Genomic DNA, 16,386 nt, shown 5'->3' with positions numbered 1-16,386 from the left:
CTGATTACTAGTCACTGCTCACTTTTATGGCCGCAAAACGCGACTACTACGAAATTCTTGGCGTTCCTCGCAATGCCACGGCGGAAGAGCTGAAAAGCGCCTTCCGCCGTTTGGCGCGCCAATATCACCCGGATGTCAATAAGGATCCGGGCGCCGAAGAAAAATTCAAAGAGCTCAACGAAGCCTATGCCGTGCTCTCAGATGACCAGAAGCGCGGCGCCTATGACCGCTACGGCCATGCCGGTATGGATGGCTTCGGCGGCATGCCGGATTTCAGCAACATTGACCTTAGCGATCTGTTCGGCGAGATGTTCGGCTTCCCCTTCGGGGGCGGCCGCCGCACGCGCGATCGCAACGCGCCGGCGCGCGGCGCTGACTTGCAATACAACCTCACCCTCGATTTTGAAGAAGCGGTGTTCGGGGTCGATAAGACCATCGAATTCACGCGCGATGAAACCTGCCACCACTGCAGTGGCGATGGCGCCGAGCCGGGTAGCAAGAAACACAAATGCACCACTTGCGGTGGGGCAGGAGAGGTGCGCCGGGCGCGCGCTACGCTGCTGGGCAACATGATCCAGGTGACCACCTGTCCGGATTGTCGCGGCAGCGGTGAACTGTTCGACAAGGCCTGCCGCGTGTGCAACGGCAGCGGCCTGGAGCGTGTGCAGGTGCGCCGCGAAGTCAAGATCCCCGCGGGCGTGGATAGCGGCAACCAGGTGCGCCTCAACGCCGAGGGCCAGCCGGGGATGAACGGCGGCCCCGCCGGCGATCTGTACGTGGCGCTGAATGTGCGCAATCACAAATTCTTCCACCGGCAGGAGAACAACATCCTGCTCGATCTGGACATCAACATCGCCCAGGCTACCTTGGGCGCCGAAGTCGAGGTGCCCACGGTGGATGGCCCGGCGATGCTCAATGTGCCTGCCGGCATCCAGCCGGGCAAGGTGCTGCGCATGCGTGGCAAGGGCGTGCCACACCTGCGGGGCGGCGGCCGCGGCGATCAGATGGTCATGGTCAACGTAGCCATCCCCACCAAGCTCAGCGCCGAGCAGCGCCAATTGATCGAACAGCTTGCCGCCACCATGGGCACTGAGGTACAGCCGCGCGAGAGCGGCATCCTCGACCGGCTTAAAGACGCCTTCGGCGGATAAGACGCCTTTGGCGGATAGCTTGACATAAAAAAGGCGGCTTGTTTGCCGCCTTTTTGTTGGCTGGTTATGTAAAGTAAACTTGACAAAATGTAAAGAATGCTATATTGTGATGGCGAGGTGAAAAAATGAAATCTTTGAGTCCTGCCAAACAGCTTTTTGCATCGCTCGCAACCTATGTATTGCTGCTGCTCTTGAGCTTGACCGCGGCCAGCCTGTTCCCGGCCTATCGTCTGCCCATCCTGCTTTTGCCCCTGATCCCCGGCTTCCTGATCGTCTTGGCGCTGCTTGCCGCCATCCGTAACATGGACGAGATGCAGCGCCGTATCCAGCTCGAGGCGCTGGGCTTCGCCTTCGCCGGCATGTTCATGCTGCTGGTCACCGAGGCGCTGCTGAATGCTGGGCTGGCCCAGCCGCCAGCGCCTGCTGCCGGTAGCTACATTTTTTACATGGCAATGATGTGGGGCGTGGGTTTGCTGGTGGCGCGCAGAAAGTATGCATGAAGAATCGCCTGAAAGTGCTACGGGCGGAGCGGGATTGGTCGCAAGCCGATCTGGCCCAACGTCTCAATGTGTCGCGCCAGACGATCAACGCAATCGAGACCGGCAAGTACAACCCCAGCCTGGAGCTGGCCTTTGCCCTGGCGGCCTTGTTCGAGCGCACGATTGAGGAGATCTTCACCCCCGGCGATACGGCCTAACGCCGCCGGCCTGCACACACCCAGCCCAGCAAGGATACAATGCGCCGATGTTTCGGCGCATTGTTTTGATTGTCATCGCGCTGGCTTTGTTGGTCGGTCTGCATGCCGGCGGCATGGCCGCCTTGCGCATCCGCCAATATGCCCATATCGATGAAACCCAGCCGGCCGACGTAGCGATTGTGCTCGGGGCGGCCGCCTGGCACAACCGGCCCTCGCCGGTGTTTGCCGAGCGTATCAACCACGCCATTGAGCTGTATCGTTTGGGCTATGTGCGCCAACTGATCTTTACCGGTGGCTATGGCCGCAACCCGCAAGTGGCTGATTCGGAGATCGCGCGCGAGTATGCCTTGCAGCGCGGCGTGCTCGCCTCGGCAATTCATGTGGAAACCAATTCCACGGATACGGAAGAGAACCTGGTCGAGGCGCAGAAGCTCATGCAATCGCTGGGCTACACTAGCGCCCTGCTCGTTAGTGATCCCTTGCATATGTACCGCGCCCAACAACTGGCCAGCGAACTGGGCATGCAGACCTTCTCCTCGCCTACGCCCACCAGCCGCTACCGCTCCACGCTGGCGCGCACGGTCTTCACCTTGCGCGAGGTGTACTCGCTCTTCATGCACTGGATAGAGGAAGTACAGGCTCAATAAAGCGCGGCTTCGCACAGTAACAGTTTCATTCCTAGTAGAGAGAGACATATGACCGCATCCTGGTTACGAATTGCACTCGAAGTTGATCCTGAGCAGGCCGAAGCGGTCTCTGAGGCGTTGGCGCGTTATATCCCCGGCGGCATCGTCATCGAAAGCACTGCCATCGAAGCCAATGCGGAGGATGAGGGCCGCGCGGTGGGGGCGTTGCGCGTACTTGGCTACATTCCCCAAGATGAGCAGTTGGAAGAGCGCCGCGCCCGGATCGAGCAGGCGTTGCGCTACCTGGCGCTGATCCAGCCGTTGCCGGCGCCGCAATACGAACCGGTGCAGGAGCAGAACTGGATGGAGGCCTGGAAGCGGCATTACAAGCCCTTCACCATCGGTGAGCGCTTGCACATCGTGCCCGCCTGGCTGGCAGACGGCGCCACGGCCGAGGGCGGGCGCGTGCAGGTGCGCATTGAGCCGGGCATGGCCTTTGGCACGGGGGTGCACCCCACTACGCAGTTGTGCCTGCAACTCGTCGAGCAGTGTGTGCAGCCGGGCAACACCATCATCGATATCGGCTGCGGCTCGGCCATTCTGGCGATTGCCGCCAAAAAGCTCGGGGCAGGCCAGGCGCTCGGCGTGGATATTGACCCGCAATCGATGGACAATGCCCGCGAGAACGCTGCGCTGAACCATGTGGAGATTGAAATCGGCCTGGGCTCGGTGGCCGAAGTGCTGGCGGGCGAATACAGCCTGCAGCAGGCCGATGTGGTGCTGGCCAACATCCTGGCGCCGGTGCTGGTGCGCCTGCTGGCGGCCGGCTTGGGCCGCCTGGTGGCGCCGGGTGGCACGCTGGTGCTCTCGGGAATTCTCAACGAGCAGGAGCCGGAGCTGCGCCGTGCGTTGGCGGCGGCTGGCTTTGGTATCCTCACGGAGCAGCGCAGCGGGGATTGGCTGGCGCTGGCGGCTCAAGCTATAAAGCTTTAACCACAAAGACACAAAGAAACTTCAGCTTTCCAAAAAGCTTTGTGCTCTTTGTGTCTTTGTGGTGATGGTTCTAATCCAAAAACACGGCTAGAATCTTCTCGATGCAAGTAGACGTCTTCACCCTCTTTCCTGAGCTCTTTCCTGCCTACCTCGAAGCCAGCATTCTCGGCCGCGCCCAGCAGGCCAATTTGCTTTCGGTGGGCGTGCACAACATTCGCGAGTACGCCACCGACAAGCATCAGGTAACCGATGACACCCCCTTTGGCGGCGGCGGCGGCATGGTGATGAAGCCCGAGCCGATCTTCGCCGCGGTCGAGGCCGTGCTGGGCGCCCCGCCGGCGGCGCCGGTGATCCTGCTCAGCCCGCAGGGCCGCGTGTTCACCCAGGCCATCGCCCAGGAGCTGGCCCAGCAGCCGCGGCTGGCCTTGCTGTGCGGCCGCTACGAAGGCGTGGACGAGCGCGTGCGCCAGCACCTCGCCACCGACGAGATCTCGATCGGTGATTTTGTGCTCACCGGCGGCGAGCTGCCCGCACTGCTGCTCATCGACGCCGTGGCGCGCAACCTGCCCGGCGTGCTGGGCCAGGCGGATGGCGCCCTCACCGATTCGCACGCCACCGGCCTGCTCGAGGGCCCGCACTACACACGCCCCGCTGAGTTCCGCGGCTGGGGCGTGCCGCCTGAGCTGCTCTCCGGCGACCATGCGCGCATTGCCCGCTGGCGCCGCCAGCAGGCCTTGCGCCGCACCGCGCAGCGCCGGCCGGATCTGCTCGCCAAGGCCGAGTTGAGCGACGAAGATCGCAAGCTGCTGGATGAGAGTGATAACTGATTAATCGATTAACCGATCGCAATGAATCTATTAATCAGTTAATCAATTAATCTGTAGTCCTAAGCTCCCACAGGTAAAATCAGCGCATGTATCTGCGTGGCTCCCGCTGGCATATGCAGCGCCAGCGTAACAAGCGCCGTTCGAATCCGGCGTTCATTGGTTTATTGGTGATGTTGATCCTGGCCGCCCTGTACTTCAATAGTTATGTGGTGCCAACGATCCCCTTGCCCCAGGCGCCTACCCCCACCGCCACCCGCGATCCCGAGTCGTTCATTACTGCGGCCCAAACCGCCTTCAGCGAGGGCAACCTGCTCAACGCTATCGAAGGCTATCAGCAGGCGATCATGCTCTCGCCGGGCAACCCTTCGCTTTATTTGGAACTGGCCCGCGTGCAGGTGCTCTCCGGGCGCTACGAGGCCGCGCAGACCTCGGCCTCCAACGCGCTGTTGCTCAGCCCGGATAATCCCACCGGCCATGCCATCCTGGGCTGGACCTTGAACTACCTCGGCGATCGCGCCGGGGCCGAGGCCGCCCTGCGGCGTGCCCTGCAGCTCGACCCGAACAGCGCGCTGGCGCACGCCTTCTACGCCGAATACCTGGCCGATATGCAGGAGTACACCCAGGCCGGCGAGGAATCGCGCATCGCCCTGGAGTTGGATAACACCTTGCTTGAGGTGCGCCGCGCCCGTGGCTATGTACTCGAAACCACCGCTAATTACGAAGAAGCCGCTTTTGAATATGAGCAGGCCATGGCGATCAACGATCGCATTGCCGGCCTGCACCTGGCGCTCGGGCGCACCTATCGCGCCCAGGAACGCTACGATGACGCCATTGAGCAATTCGTCATCGCCGATTCGCTCAACCCCACCGATCCGATCCCCAATACCCAGATCGGCCTGATCTACATCACCACGGGGGAGTTTGGCCGTGCCGTTCAGGCCATGCTGCAGGCGGCCAGCGAAGACCCCGGCAACCCCATCCGCCACGGCAATCTAGGCGTGGCCTACTATCGCAATCGCCAATCTGTCGAGGCGATCGATGCCTTCACCCTGGCGATCCGCGGCGGCATGACCGAAACCGGCGTGCCGGTGCAGGGCTTGCCACTGCAATACGGACAGGTGGCCACCTTCTATTACATGTACGGCCTCTCGCTGGCCCGTGAAGGCCGCTGCGCCGAAGCCCTGCCCATCTCGCAAGCGCTCATCGCCGCCGTGCCGGATGATTTGATCGCCGTCTCCAATGCCGAAGAAATGGTGGCGATCTGCTCGGGGGAGAGCAGCTAACCATGCGCGTGCCAAGCCGCCGTTACCTGTTCTACAATCCGGGGCGCCAATCCAACCCCTGGCGCCTGCTGCTGTGGGGGGTGCTGATCATGGTGGGGCTCAGCGCGCTGCGCGGCATCCAGGCCGGCGAGATCGAGCCACTGTTCCTGCCCACCGCTACGCCCACGCGCAGTGCCACCTCCTATCGTGAGGAGGGCACCGCCTTCTTCAACGCCGGCAACCTGGATGCAGCCATCGACGCCTACCAGGATGCGCTGGCGGTCAACCCCGGCGATTACGTCGGCTGGACTGAGCTGGCACGCATTCAAACTTACTCGGCCAGCCTGCTCACCCAGGATCGCCGCCGCACGCGCATGTCCGAGGCACGCCAAAGCATCGATAGCGCCGTGGCGATTGCTCCGCAAGACAGCATGGCCAACGCGGTGCGCGCCTTCGTCTACAACTGGAGTGGCAGCTCGGCCGCCAATGCGGCCGAACGCCAGGCCTACATCTCCGAGGCCAGCACCGCCGCCATTCTGGCCGTGCAGTTGGATAACCGCAATGTGCTGGCGCAGGCCTACCAGGCGGAGATCCTGGTGGACCAGCAGCAGTATGACCAGGCGCGCCAACGCATTGAGATGGCCGTGGCGCTTGAGCCCAATTCGGTGGATACGCGCCGCATCTACGCCTATGTGCTCGAAGCCAGCGGCGCCTATTCCGCGGCCATCGAGCAGTACAAGCTGGCCGCCGAGTTGGCGCCTAACCTCACCTTCCTCTATATCTCCATCGGGCAGAACTATCGCCAGCTCGGCCTGCATGACCAGGCGCTGGAATACTTTGACCGCGCCGCGACGATCAACAAGGCGCTCGGCGTATCCGACCCCTTGCCTTACATCGCCATCGCCAAGACCTATTCGCGCGATGGGGAGTTTTACGCCGCGGCGCTGAACGCCGAAAGCGCCATCGCCCTCGACCCGACCAACCCGGATTGGTATGGCCAGTTGGGGATTGTGCGCTTTCGCTCGCGCAACTACGAAGGCTCGATCCCCGTGCTGCTGTGTGCTGTAAATGGCTGCTCGGCCGAAGAGAACACCGAGCAAGCGGTGGCGGTTACCGGGCTGACGCTTAACGATGCTTCGCTGCCCTACTACTACACGCTCGGTTCGGTGCTTTCGGCGCTCGATCAGTGCGCCCAGGCCTTCCCGGTGCTGGAAGCGCTGCGCGCCTCATACGCGGCCGATCCGGTGGTGATGGGCATCGTCGAGGAGAGTGCCCAAGTGTGCGCCAACCTGGCCGCCCGCTCACAGCCCACCGCCACGCCGCAGCCCGAAGCCAGCCCCACGCCGTAGGGTAGGGGCTATTTGCGATAGCGGGTACTCTTTAGTTCGCTGAAAATTTGCCAGGCTTCTCTTGCCCTAAAGGATTCCTCGCTGCGCTCGGAATGACGGGTGTTTGGATTGCTAGCGATTGCCCCTGCCCGGCTTCACGCCTGCAAACATCAGAGATTTCTCAGAAATTGGCCTGGCTGCCTTGAAAACTCTTGACTGGCATCCTGAAACTGGTATTATTTGGCGGCTTAGCACTCAAACCAAAAGAGTGCTAAATCTGTGGGCAGATGCTTTCCTAGCCAGCCCACAAAGCAAACAACAACTTATATCTATCTGTTTTTAGGAGGCATTGTATGGCTCAGAATCTCAAACCGCTCGCCGACCGCGTCTTGGTGGAGCCCATCGAGGACGAGGAGATCACCGCGGGCGGCATCGTGCTGCCGGAAACCGCCAAGGAAAAGCCGCAGCGCGGCAAGATCCTCGCCGCCGGCCCGGGTGGGCGCGATGACGATGGCAAGGTGATCCCCATGGAAGTCAGCGTGGGCGACACTGTGCTGTTTGCCAAGTACGCCGGCACCGAGATCAAGGTTGAAGGCAAGAAGCTGATGATCTTGCGCCAGTCTGACCTGCTGGCCATCGTAGGCTAATCCACAACTGCCTCATTCTACGAATTAATCAGGAGAATCAGATCTATGGCAAAACAACTCGTCTTTTCTGAAGAAGCACGCCGCCACTTGCTGCGCGGGGTGGATGCCGTGGCCGAAGCCGTGGTCACCACCCTGGGCCCCAAGGGCCGCAACGTGGCGCTCGACCGCAAGTTCGGCGCGCCCACCGTCACGCATGACGGTGTGACCGTGGCCAAGGAAATTGAGCTGGAGAACCCGTTTGAGAACATGGGCGCCCAGTTGCTCAAGGAAGCCGCCTCCAAGACCAACGACATCGCCGGTGACGGCACCACCACCAGCACCCTGCTGGCGCATGCCATCGTCACCGACGGCATGAAGAACCTGGCCGCTGGCGCCAATCCCATGCTGCTCAAGCGCGGCATCGAGGCCGCCACCAAGGCCGTCTCCGATGAGATCAAGAAGCAGGCGATCGAGATCAAGACCAAGGCCGACATCGCTAACGTGGCCTCCGTCTCGGCTCAGGACCGCACCATCGGTGAGCTCATCTCCGATGTCTTCGACAAAGTCGGCAACGATGGCGTCATCACCGTGGAAGACTCCCAGGGTCTGCAGTTCGAAACCGAGTACGTGGAAGGTATGCAGTTTGACCGCGGCTACCTCTCCGCCTACTTCGTCACCAACCCTGAGACGATGGAAGCCGTGATCGAGGATGCCCAGGTGCTGATCCACGACAAGAAGATCAGCGCGGCGCAAGACATGGTGCCCCTGCTGGAGAAGCTGGTGCAGACCGGCAAGCGCAACCTGGTGATCATCGCCGAGGATGTGGACGGCGAAGCGCTGGCCACCCTGGTGCTGAACAAGCTGCGCGGCATGCTCAATGTGCTGGCCGTCAAAGCCCCCGGCTTTGGTGACCGCCGCAAGGCGATGCTCCAGGATATCGCCGTGCTGACCGGCGCCACCGTCATCTCTGAGGAAGTCGGCCGCAAGCTGGAATCCGCCACCCTCGAAGACCTCGGCCAGGCCGAGAAGATCGTCTCCGACAAGGACAACACCACCGTCGTAGGCGGCAAGGGTGACGAGAAGGCCATCAAGGGCCGCATCGAAGAGATCCGCGTCGAGAAAGAAAATAGCACCAGCGACTATGACAAAGAGAAGCTCGACGAGCGTCTGGCCAAGCTCTCCGGCGGCGTTGCCATCATTCGTGTGGGCGCCGCTACCGAGACTGAGCTGAAGGAAAAGAAGCACCGCGTGGAAGACGCTGTCTCCGCGACCCGCGCCGCGATTGAAGAGGGCATTGTGCCCGGTGGTGGTGTCGCGCTGCTCAACGCTCGCAGCGTGCTCGACAAGCTGAAAGTGAACGGCGAGGACGAGAAGGTGGGCGTGCAGATCGTGCGCCGCGCCCTCGAGCAGCCCATGCGCCGCATCGCCCAGAACGCCGGCCAGGATGGCTCGGTCATCGTGGACGGTGTGCTGCGCCAGCACGCCGAGCTGAAGAAGAACACCATTGGCTTTGATGTGCTCGCCGAAGACTTTGTGGACATGGTAGAGAAGGGCTGGATCGACCCCGCCAAGGTTACGCGTGGCGCGCTCGAGAACGCCGCGTCCATCGCCGCCATGATCCTCACCACTGAGGCGCTCATCACTGATAAGCCTGAGGAGCACCCGGCCCCCGCCGCTGGCGGCGGCCACATGCCGGAGTACTAGGCCGCGTAGCGGCCATGGCAAAGCTGCGCTTTGCCATGGCTGAAACCAAAGCAGCCCCGCACAGCGTGCGGGGCTGCTTCTTTAAGGCGATGCTTCGTTATGTTGAACTCTGAAGGCCAGTGGCGGCTATCTCTATCGCCGTGCGGTGCAGGCCGTGCTGGTGAGCGTAGAGTAGCCTCATGCGCTCCTCATCCTGCGGCTTGTCGCGCAGCGGCGGAACTGCTATAATTGCCCTGTTAACTGAAACACGCGGCCTCCATTGGCCTTTTCTGGCTTTGCTACATTACCCTAGCAGTACCTGATGAGATCATTACCCCGGCCGTGGATCACGTACCGGGGTTTTTTGTTTGCAGTGCGTTTCAAACAGATAAAAATCAAGAAAGGGCAGGGTTTTTGCGCTGCTGCGCGGCCCTGCAAGGTGTATTTAATCAATGAGTAACAAAAAACAAGCCAACGCGCGCCGTAACGCGCTGCGCGTCATTCCCCTGGGCGGTTTGGGGGAAATTGGCAAGAACATGACTGTCTTCGAATACGGAGACGAGATCCTGATCGTGGATACCGGCATCATGTTCCCGGAATCCGACATGCTGGGAATCGATTACATCATCCCGGATTTCAAGTACCTGATGGACAAGAAACACAAGGTCAAGGGGATTGTGATCACCCACGGGCATGAGGACCACACCGGGGCGATCCACCATGTGGCCGAGCAAATCAACGCTCCGATCTACGCCACCCCGCTGACCAAAGGCCTGCTGGAAGTGAAGCTGGCGCGCGGCGGGCAATCCGGCAAGGCCAAGGTGCATGAGGTCAACGCCGGCGATACCGTGCAGATCGGCGTCTTCAAGGTGGAGTTCTGCCATGTGTGCCACTCGATCCCCGATTGTGTTGCCCTGGGGATCACCACCCCTGCTGGCCTGATCGTCCACACTGGCGACTACAAGCTGGATCACACCCCGGTGGATAACTGGCCCACCGACTACGCCAAGCTGGCCGAATTCGCCGGCCGCGGCGTGCTGGCCATGCTGGGCGACTCCACCAATGCTGACCGCGCCGGCTGGACGCCTTCGGAGCGCGTCATCGAGCCAGCCTTCGACAAAGTCTTCCGCCAGGCGCAGGGCCGCATCCTCGTGGCCACCTTCGCCTCGCTGATCTCGCGCATCCAGCAGGTGGGCGAGGCCGCTTTGCGCCACGGGCGCAAGATGGCCTTCGTCGGCACCAGCATGCGTGAGAACGCCAAGATGGCCAAGCAATTGGGCTATCTGGAGCTGCCGGATGAGTTACTGGTGCCGATCGATGAGGTGCTCAAGCTGCCCCCGCACGAAGTGGTGCTGATGTGCACCGGCTCGCAGGGCGAACCCTCCAGCATCGTTGGCCGGCTGGCCAGCGGCACCAACCGCCAGTTTGACCTGCTGCCCACCGATACCGTGGTGCTCTCCTCGCACCCCATTCCAGGCAATGAGGAAAGCGTCTCGCGCACGATCAACAAACTGTTTCAGCGCGGCGCCCATGTTGTCTACGACCCGCTGGAAGCGGTGCACGTATCTGGCCACGCCAGCCAGGAAGAGATGAAGTTCATGCTCAACCTGATCAAGCCGAAGTATCTGGTGCCGGTGCACGGCGAGCTGCGCCATTTGCACCAGCACGCTGCGTTGGCCGAGAGCCTGGGCTACTCCGAGGAGAACGTGGCCATCGTGGAGAACGGCCAGGTGATCGAATTCCAGGGCGGCAAGATGTTCATGGGCGAGCGCGTGCCGGGTGGCTATGTGTTCGTGGATGGCTCCAGCGTTGGTGATATTGGCCCGGCCGTGATGCGTGAGCGCGATGCGCTCTCACGCCAGGGCTTTGTGCTGGTGAACCTCAACGTCAACCGCCACAACGGCAAGTTGCTGCGCGATCCTGAGATCATTACGCGGGGCTTCATGTACCAGCCTGGTGAAGACTTCCTGGATTCGACGCGCCGCCAGATCGAGAAGACCCTTGCTGAGGCCAACGGTGATGTCCAGCGCCAACTGGAAAGCACGCTACGCGATCACTTCTTTGATCTCACCAAGCGCAAGCCGATGCTGTTCGTCACCATCAACCGCAACTAAACAAAAAGCCCGCTACTGTGTAGCGGGCTTTTCTTTAGGCTAAGGCGTTGCCGATGGCGACGGTGTAACCGTCGGGATCGGGCCGGTGGTGCCTTGCGGCGTAGGTGAAGGGCCGGGGGTGGGCGTGATCAGGCGCACCCGCACGGTGAGCAACTGGCCGACGAAAATGTTGTTGGCATTATCGAGGTCGTTGGTGCTCAGGATGTCATCCACCGTGCTGAGGAACTTCTCGGCGATGATCGCCAGCGAATCGCCTGGCAGCACCAGGTATTGGATCTCGTCGCCGCGGCGTAGATTCTCAGGCAGCGGGGTCGGCTCCGGAAATTCCATGTTCGGGTCAGGAATGATCAGCTCCTGGCCAACCTGCAGCACGCTGCTGTTGTCCAGCCCGTTAAGGATCATGATGATGATGTACTCCACGCCAAACTTATCGGCGATGCTGGAGATCGTGTCGTCGCGCTGCACCTGGTAGATGAAGGGCGCCGAAGCCGTCGGCGTGTTGGGGATCGGCGTCTCGGTGGGCGTTTCAGTGATCGTCGGCGTCAGGCTGGGCGTCAGCGTGATGGTGGGGGTGGGGGTGTCGCTGGGGAAGATGCCGCCGATGCCGCCATTGCGGAACCAGCCCACAGTGAGCCATGCGCCGCCCAGCACCATGATGAGCGCCAGCGCCCCCAGGCCATAGGCGAAGAGGTTGCCGCGGCCGCCACGGCCTCGGCCGCGGGTCACCAGCTTGTAGGGTGATTTAGTGGTCATACGTCTCCCCAAGGATGCACGTAAGCATAAATGGCAAGCGAAAAGCTCCTTTGGATTTGGGTACTCAAGGGTGTAACGATGATTCTACCCGATTGAAAACGAAATATATGAGCGGAAGAAGAAAAAAAGCGCCTGGCCAGGGCACGCGGCGCCCGGCCAGGCGCTTTTTGATGCGCGGGTTACTCGCTGATGATGATGTGGCCTACCATTCCGGCCTCTTCGTGGCCCGGAATGCTGCAGATGAATTCGATCGTGCCGGCGTGGTCTACCGTAAAGTTGACAATTTCCACGTCGCCAGGGGAGAGCAGCAGGTCTACGCCTAGCTCTTCGATCACGATGTCATGGTCAAGTGCACCGGTGTTCTTGATCGTCAATTCCACTGGCTGGTTTACCTTGGCCTGGATCTCGTGGAGGCTCCACATGATGTCCTGTGCCTCCATCGTAATGCGCAGTGGCTCGGGGGTGCTGGCACAACTGGCCAACCCCAGCGCCAGGATGGCGAACAGGGCCAAACAAACCTTCTTGGAAACGTTCACAACTATGCTCCTTTCGGACTAGTGGGTTTGGCGCGATTATAGCCCTGGCGCCAGCCGGCGTAAGCTTAGAAATCGCCGTTGAAGGGCTCGGCGTACCCGGTGAGCTCAACGTAGCCGAAGCCGGCTACTGGTGCGCCGCCGTAGCTGCCTTGTACTGCCACGGCGCCCTCCCAGTAGATGATGCGCGTATCCAGCTCCTGGTCGGCCAGCAGCGGGCTGACTTCCAGCGTCAGGCCGTAGGCGGGCAGGCCCAGTTGCCAGCGCGCCGGGTAGACCCCGCCCGAGCGCGGGCTGCGCCAGCGGCCCTGCGGCACAATGTTAAAGTCGCCCGGGCCGAGTAGTGTGGTGCTGCCATCCGGCGCCACCAGCAGGCCGCTGGCGCGCGGCGCCAGGCTGCCATCGGCGCGGCGCAACTGGTAGAGCATCAGCTCATAGTCATTATCGAGCTGGATCGAAAACCAATCCCAGCCCACCATGTCATCGCTTAGCACCGAGGTGCTGAACTCGTGATCCTTCCAGCTCAGGCCCTGCACGCGGTAGGATTGCGCCCCGATCTCGATCTGCCCGCTGGTCTCCAGGTGAGTTTGGCTGTAGTAGTAGGAAGCATCGCCGGGGTCTTCGCCTTTTTGGCTGTAGCCCTCGATACCCTGCAGCACCGGGCCCTTGATGTCGTGCAGGCTGAGTTGCAGGCGCACTGCATCGCTGGCGGCGTAGAGCTGGTATTGATCCGGCCCGCTGGCTTCCACGCGCAGATCCTCCAGCCATACGCTATACGGTTCTGCCTGCGCCCCGGCCAGCCCCGCCGCACCGCGGGCCAGGCGCTCATGCGTGTAGAAGGCTTGGTCTTGCACATCCGTGATGGTGAAATGGGCCATATAGATCTGTTCGGTGGCCCACTGGCTGCTGCGCGGCAGCCACTGCGCTTGCGGCAGCAGGGCGCGCCGGAAGAAGGTGAGCTGGTAGCCAAAATGGCGGCCTTCGGCGGTTTGCAGGTTGCCGGTGTAGTACCACCACTCGGTTTGATATTCGGGGTGCGCACCCAGATCGGCCGGGAAGCTGAAGACGCGCGGCCCGGTGGCGCGGGCGAAGCCGCTCAGCGGGGCGGGGGTGCTTTGCACCACCGCACTGAGCTGGCTGGCCGGCCGCGGTGCCAGGAAGGCGTAATAGGCCAGCGCCAGCAGGCCGCCGGCAACCAGTAGCCAGGCGAGGATACGTTTCATTAGTCAAACCTCATCGCATCGGCCGCGCTGCGCCGGCTGGCGCGCCAGGCCGGGTACAGCCCGGCCAGCAGGGCGGCTGCCAGCGCCACCAGTAAGGCTTCGATGAACGGCGCGGCTTCAAAATGCAGTTGCAGCGTCCAGCCGAAGGCGCGCCGGTTGATCAAGCCCAGCAGCACCTCGCCGATCAGCAAGCCCATCGGCAGGGCCAGCAGGCCGGCCAGGGCGCCGATCAGCCCGGTTTCCAGCAGGGTCAGCGCCCAGATCTGGCGTACGCTCAAGCCAATCGCTTTGAGGATGCCCATCTGGCGCTGCTTCTCCAGTTGTAACGACAGCATCGCCGAGAGTACGCCGACGAAGGCCACATTGGTGGTGATCAGATGCAGGGCGCTGCTGATCAGGAAGGTGCGGTCGAACACTTCCAGGCTCTCGGCGCGCAAGCTGCTGTTGGAGCGGATGTGTAGCAATTGGTTCGGGCTCAGCTCGCGCTTGAGCTCCTCCACCAGCGTGTCGATATCACGGCCCGGGCGCACCACCGCCGAGAAAGCCGTCACGGTTGGATCGCCCCACAGGGCGCGGTAATTCTCCAGCCACATGGTGATATTGCCGCGGCTGGAGCTATAGTCGCTGAAGATCGCTGAAATATGAAAATCCTGCGGGCCAGTGGGCGTGTAGAGTGTCAGGCTATCGCCCACGCCCAATTGCAAGCGGTTGGCCAACGGTTCTGAGATGATCACCGCCCCGGCTTGCACCGCGCGCCAAACGGCCTGGCCGTCGCCTTCGGCGGCGTAGTAGACCTGCTCTTCGCCATCGTTAGGGTTGTCGTTGGCGGCCACCATCAAGGGGCCGTAAGGCGAATCGACCAGTACGTTGCGCAGCACATACACGCCCTCGATGTCCGGCCAGTTCGCCAGGCGCTCCAGCGCCAGCGGGTCGATCGCTTCCTGCGGCTCGGAGAGGTTGGCGCCGGCTACCGAGCCGTAAATATCGTTGCGCAGAATGACTTCCATCCAATCCACCACGCTGGCGCGGAAGCTGCTCACCATCAGGCTGCCGCCGATGGTGACCGCCACCGCCACCATCAGCGCCGCCATGGCTGGCGCTGTGCGGCTGGCCGAGGCCGAGACCTCGCGCGGCGCCAGGCGCCCCAGCGGGCCGATCAGCGGCGCCAGGCCGCGCGCCAGCCAGGGCATGCTGAGCTGCATGATGTAGGGCGCCAGCAGCGCCGCGCCGATCACCACGCCGAACATGGCGCCAAAACTGGGCACTAGCTCCAGATCCAAGCGCGCCAGGGCCAGCATTGAGGCGATGCACACCAACGCGCCGGCCAGAGCAGCCTGCGCCAGCATACGCCGCGAAACACTCTCCAATTGGGAGCGCGACAGCGTGCGCCGCGGCGGCGACTTGGCCGCCTCCCAGGCGGGGATCAGCGCCGCCACCAGCGTGGCCAGCAGGCCGAGCAGCGCGCCTTTCAGCAGGCTCTGTGCCGGCAGGCTGACCTCGCGCACGGTCATGGTGTAGAAGACGTCATTGATGGTTTGCGAAACCAGGGCCACTGCGCCACGGCCCATCACGACGCCGAGCAGCAAGCCAATGGCAGAGCCCAACAGGCCCAGCACCAGGGCCTCGCCCAGCACCAGGCCGAAGATCTCGCGGCTGCTCACGCCGAGGGCGCGCAAGGTGCCAAAGGATTGGCGGCGCTGCACGACCGAGAAAGTGACTGTGTTGTAAATAAGGAAGACCCCCACCACCAAGCCCAACAAACTCAGCGCGGTGATGTTGGTGCGAAAGGCGCTGGTCATTTGCTCCACGGCTTGCGTGCGGCTCTCCGATTGCAGGATCACCGCGCCCTGCGGCAACCGCGCTTCCAGCGTGGCCAGGGCGGCGGCGCGGCCCTCCGTGGGCAGGATCAGGTCAATCCGTTCCAGGCGCCCTAAGCGGCCGCTCAACTCCTGCACCGTGGCAATATCCGCCAGCAGCAGGCCTTGTAGCGCCTGGGCGCTCAGGTTGTCACGCGGCTCGAGCAGGCCGGCCACGCGGGCCGGCAGCAGATTGCCGTTCACGTTGAGTTGCAGGCTATCCCCGGCTTGCAGGCCGTACTGTGCCGCCATTGGGCTGGAGAGCAGCACCGCCCCGGGCACTACATAAAAGGCGCCCAATACTTCGGCAGAAGCATCGGGGTCTTCGGCGTTGAAGTAACTGCGGAAGGGCTGCTCGGCCAACGGGTCGATGCCCATGAGTTGCAAGGGAATCTCGCCCAGTTGGGGCGAGGTGACCAGTTGGCTCAACACCGGGGCCATCGGGTAGGGCAGCCCGGCGCGGCGCAAGTCTACGTAGCTTTGCTCATCCAGCCCCAGCGGGCCGGCTGAGATGTAATGGGTGGCCCTGCCGGCCACGGCTTCGGTGCTGAGCTCAAAGGCCTGGGCGGCGCTGGCGTTGGCAATGTCTACGCTCACCGCCACGCCCACGCCCAGGGCGATGCCAAGCAGCATCAGCAGGCTTTGCAGCGGGTGGGTGAGCAAATAGCGCCAGGCTACTTTGAGCAGGCTGGGGGCGAAGGGGGGTGTGCGCAT

General features: G+C 62.4%; 15 protein-coding genes. 11 read left to right on the top strand and 4 right to left on the bottom strand.

What is annotated here, in order from left to right; genetic code table 11:
* Window positions 1-26: 26 nt before the first annotated feature.
* The 11 genes from dnaJ to KF821_10010 all read left to right on the top strand — a co-directional run bounded on the left by dnaJ (window position 27) and on the right by KF821_10010 (window position 11,307).
* Entirely contained in the window at window positions 27-1,151 is a 1,125-nt protein-coding gene (gene dnaJ, locus KF821_10060; GenBank protein MBX3006152.1) for a molecular chaperone DnaJ, read from the top strand.
* A gap of 125 nt (window positions 1,152-1,276) precedes the next feature.
* The gene (locus KF821_10055) at window positions 1,277-1,651 is read left to right on the top strand and encodes a hypothetical protein (protein MBX3006151.1); all 375 of its coding nucleotides are present in this window, start codon (window positions 1,277-1,279) and stop codon (window positions 1,649-1,651) included.
* Window positions 1,648-1,848: a helix-turn-helix transcriptional regulator gene (locus tag KF821_10050; protein ID MBX3006150.1), complete on the top strand. Its 201-nt coding sequence runs from the start codon at window positions 1,648-1,650 to the stop codon at window positions 1,846-1,848. Before KF821_10055 ends, KF821_10050 begins: the two co-directional genes overlap by 4 nt.
* 47 nt (window positions 1,849-1,895) lie before the next feature.
* Window positions 1,896-2,495 carry a YdcF family protein gene (locus KF821_10045; GenBank protein MBX3006149.1) on the top strand — a complete coding sequence of 200 codons (600 nt, stop codon included), beginning with the start codon at window positions 1,896-1,898 and terminating at the stop codon, window positions 2,493-2,495.
* A 48-nt stretch (window positions 2,496-2,543) separates the two neighbouring features.
* Window positions 2,544-3,467 (top strand): 50S ribosomal protein L11 methyltransferase, encoded by a 924-nt coding sequence (prmA, locus tag KF821_10040; GenBank protein MBX3006148.1) that lies wholly within the window; start codon window positions 2,544-2,546, stop codon window positions 3,465-3,467.
* Window positions 3,468-3,568: 101 nt separating this feature from the next.
* Window positions 3,569-4,294 (top strand): tRNA (guanosine(37)-N1)-methyltransferase TrmD, encoded by a 726-nt coding sequence (gene trmD / locus KF821_10035; protein MBX3006147.1) that lies wholly within the window; start codon window positions 3,569-3,571, stop codon window positions 4,292-4,294.
* Between the two features lie 86 nt (window positions 4,295-4,380).
* Complete coding sequence (locus tag KF821_10030; protein MBX3006146.1) at window positions 4,381-5,577, top strand: tetratricopeptide repeat protein; 1,197 nt, start codon at window positions 4,381-4,383, stop codon at window positions 5,575-5,577.
* Between the two features lie 2 nt (window positions 5,578-5,579).
* Window positions 5,580-6,905 (top strand): tetratricopeptide repeat protein, encoded by a 1,326-nt coding sequence (locus KF821_10025; protein ID MBX3006145.1) that lies wholly within the window; start codon window positions 5,580-5,582, stop codon window positions 6,903-6,905.
* Between the two features lie 332 nt (window positions 6,906-7,237).
* A complete protein-coding gene (groES, locus tag KF821_10020) occupies window positions 7,238-7,531 on the top strand; it encodes a co-chaperone GroES (protein ID MBX3006144.1) in 294 nt (97 codons plus the stop codon).
* 45 nt (window positions 7,532-7,576) lie between these two features.
* Window positions 7,577-9,214 carry a chaperonin GroEL gene (gene groL / locus KF821_10015; GenBank protein MBX3006143.1) on the top strand — a complete coding sequence of 546 codons (1,638 nt, stop codon included), beginning with the start codon at window positions 7,577-7,579 and terminating at the stop codon, window positions 9,212-9,214.
* A gap of 431 nt (window positions 9,215-9,645) precedes the next feature.
* Complete coding sequence (locus KF821_10010; protein MBX3006142.1) at window positions 9,646-11,307, top strand: ribonuclease J; 1,662 nt, start codon at window positions 9,646-9,648, stop codon at window positions 11,305-11,307.
* 39 nt (window positions 11,308-11,346) lie between these two features.
* Here KF821_10010 and KF821_10005 read toward each other — a convergent pair whose 3' ends face one another.
* The 4 genes from KF821_10005 to KF821_09990 all read right to left on the bottom strand — a co-directional run bounded on the left by KF821_10005 (window position 11,347) and on the right by KF821_09990 (window position 16,386).
* Window positions 11,347-12,060: a LysM peptidoglycan-binding domain-containing protein gene (locus KF821_10005; GenBank protein MBX3006141.1), complete on the bottom strand. Its 714-nt coding sequence runs from the start codon at window positions 12,058-12,060 to the stop codon at window positions 11,347-11,349.
* Between the two features lie 179 nt (window positions 12,061-12,239).
* On the bottom strand, window positions 12,240-12,596 hold the full coding sequence (locus tag KF821_10000; protein MBX3006140.1) for a cupredoxin domain-containing protein: 357 nt from the start codon (window positions 12,594-12,596) through the stop codon (window positions 12,240-12,242).
* 65 nt (window positions 12,597-12,661) lie between these two features.
* The gene (locus tag KF821_09995; protein ID MBX3006139.1) at window positions 12,662-13,816 is read right to left on the bottom strand and encodes a hypothetical protein; all 1,155 of its coding nucleotides are present in this window, start codon (window positions 13,814-13,816) and stop codon (window positions 12,662-12,664) included.
* Window positions 13,816-16,386: an FtsX-like permease family protein gene (locus tag KF821_09990; protein MBX3006138.1), complete on the bottom strand. Its 2,571-nt coding sequence runs from the start codon at window positions 16,384-16,386 to the stop codon at window positions 13,816-13,818. The genes KF821_09995 and KF821_09990 overlap by 1 nt, the downstream gene beginning before the upstream one ends.

The organism is Anaerolineales bacterium (assembly GCA_019637755.1).
In the GTDB taxonomy this organism is placed as follows: Bacteria; Chloroflexota; Anaerolineae; order Anaerolineales; family UBA11579; genus JAMCZK01.
The sequence above is the reverse complement of the archived record's forward strand: the minus strand, read 5'-3'. Positions and strand labels throughout refer to the sequence as shown.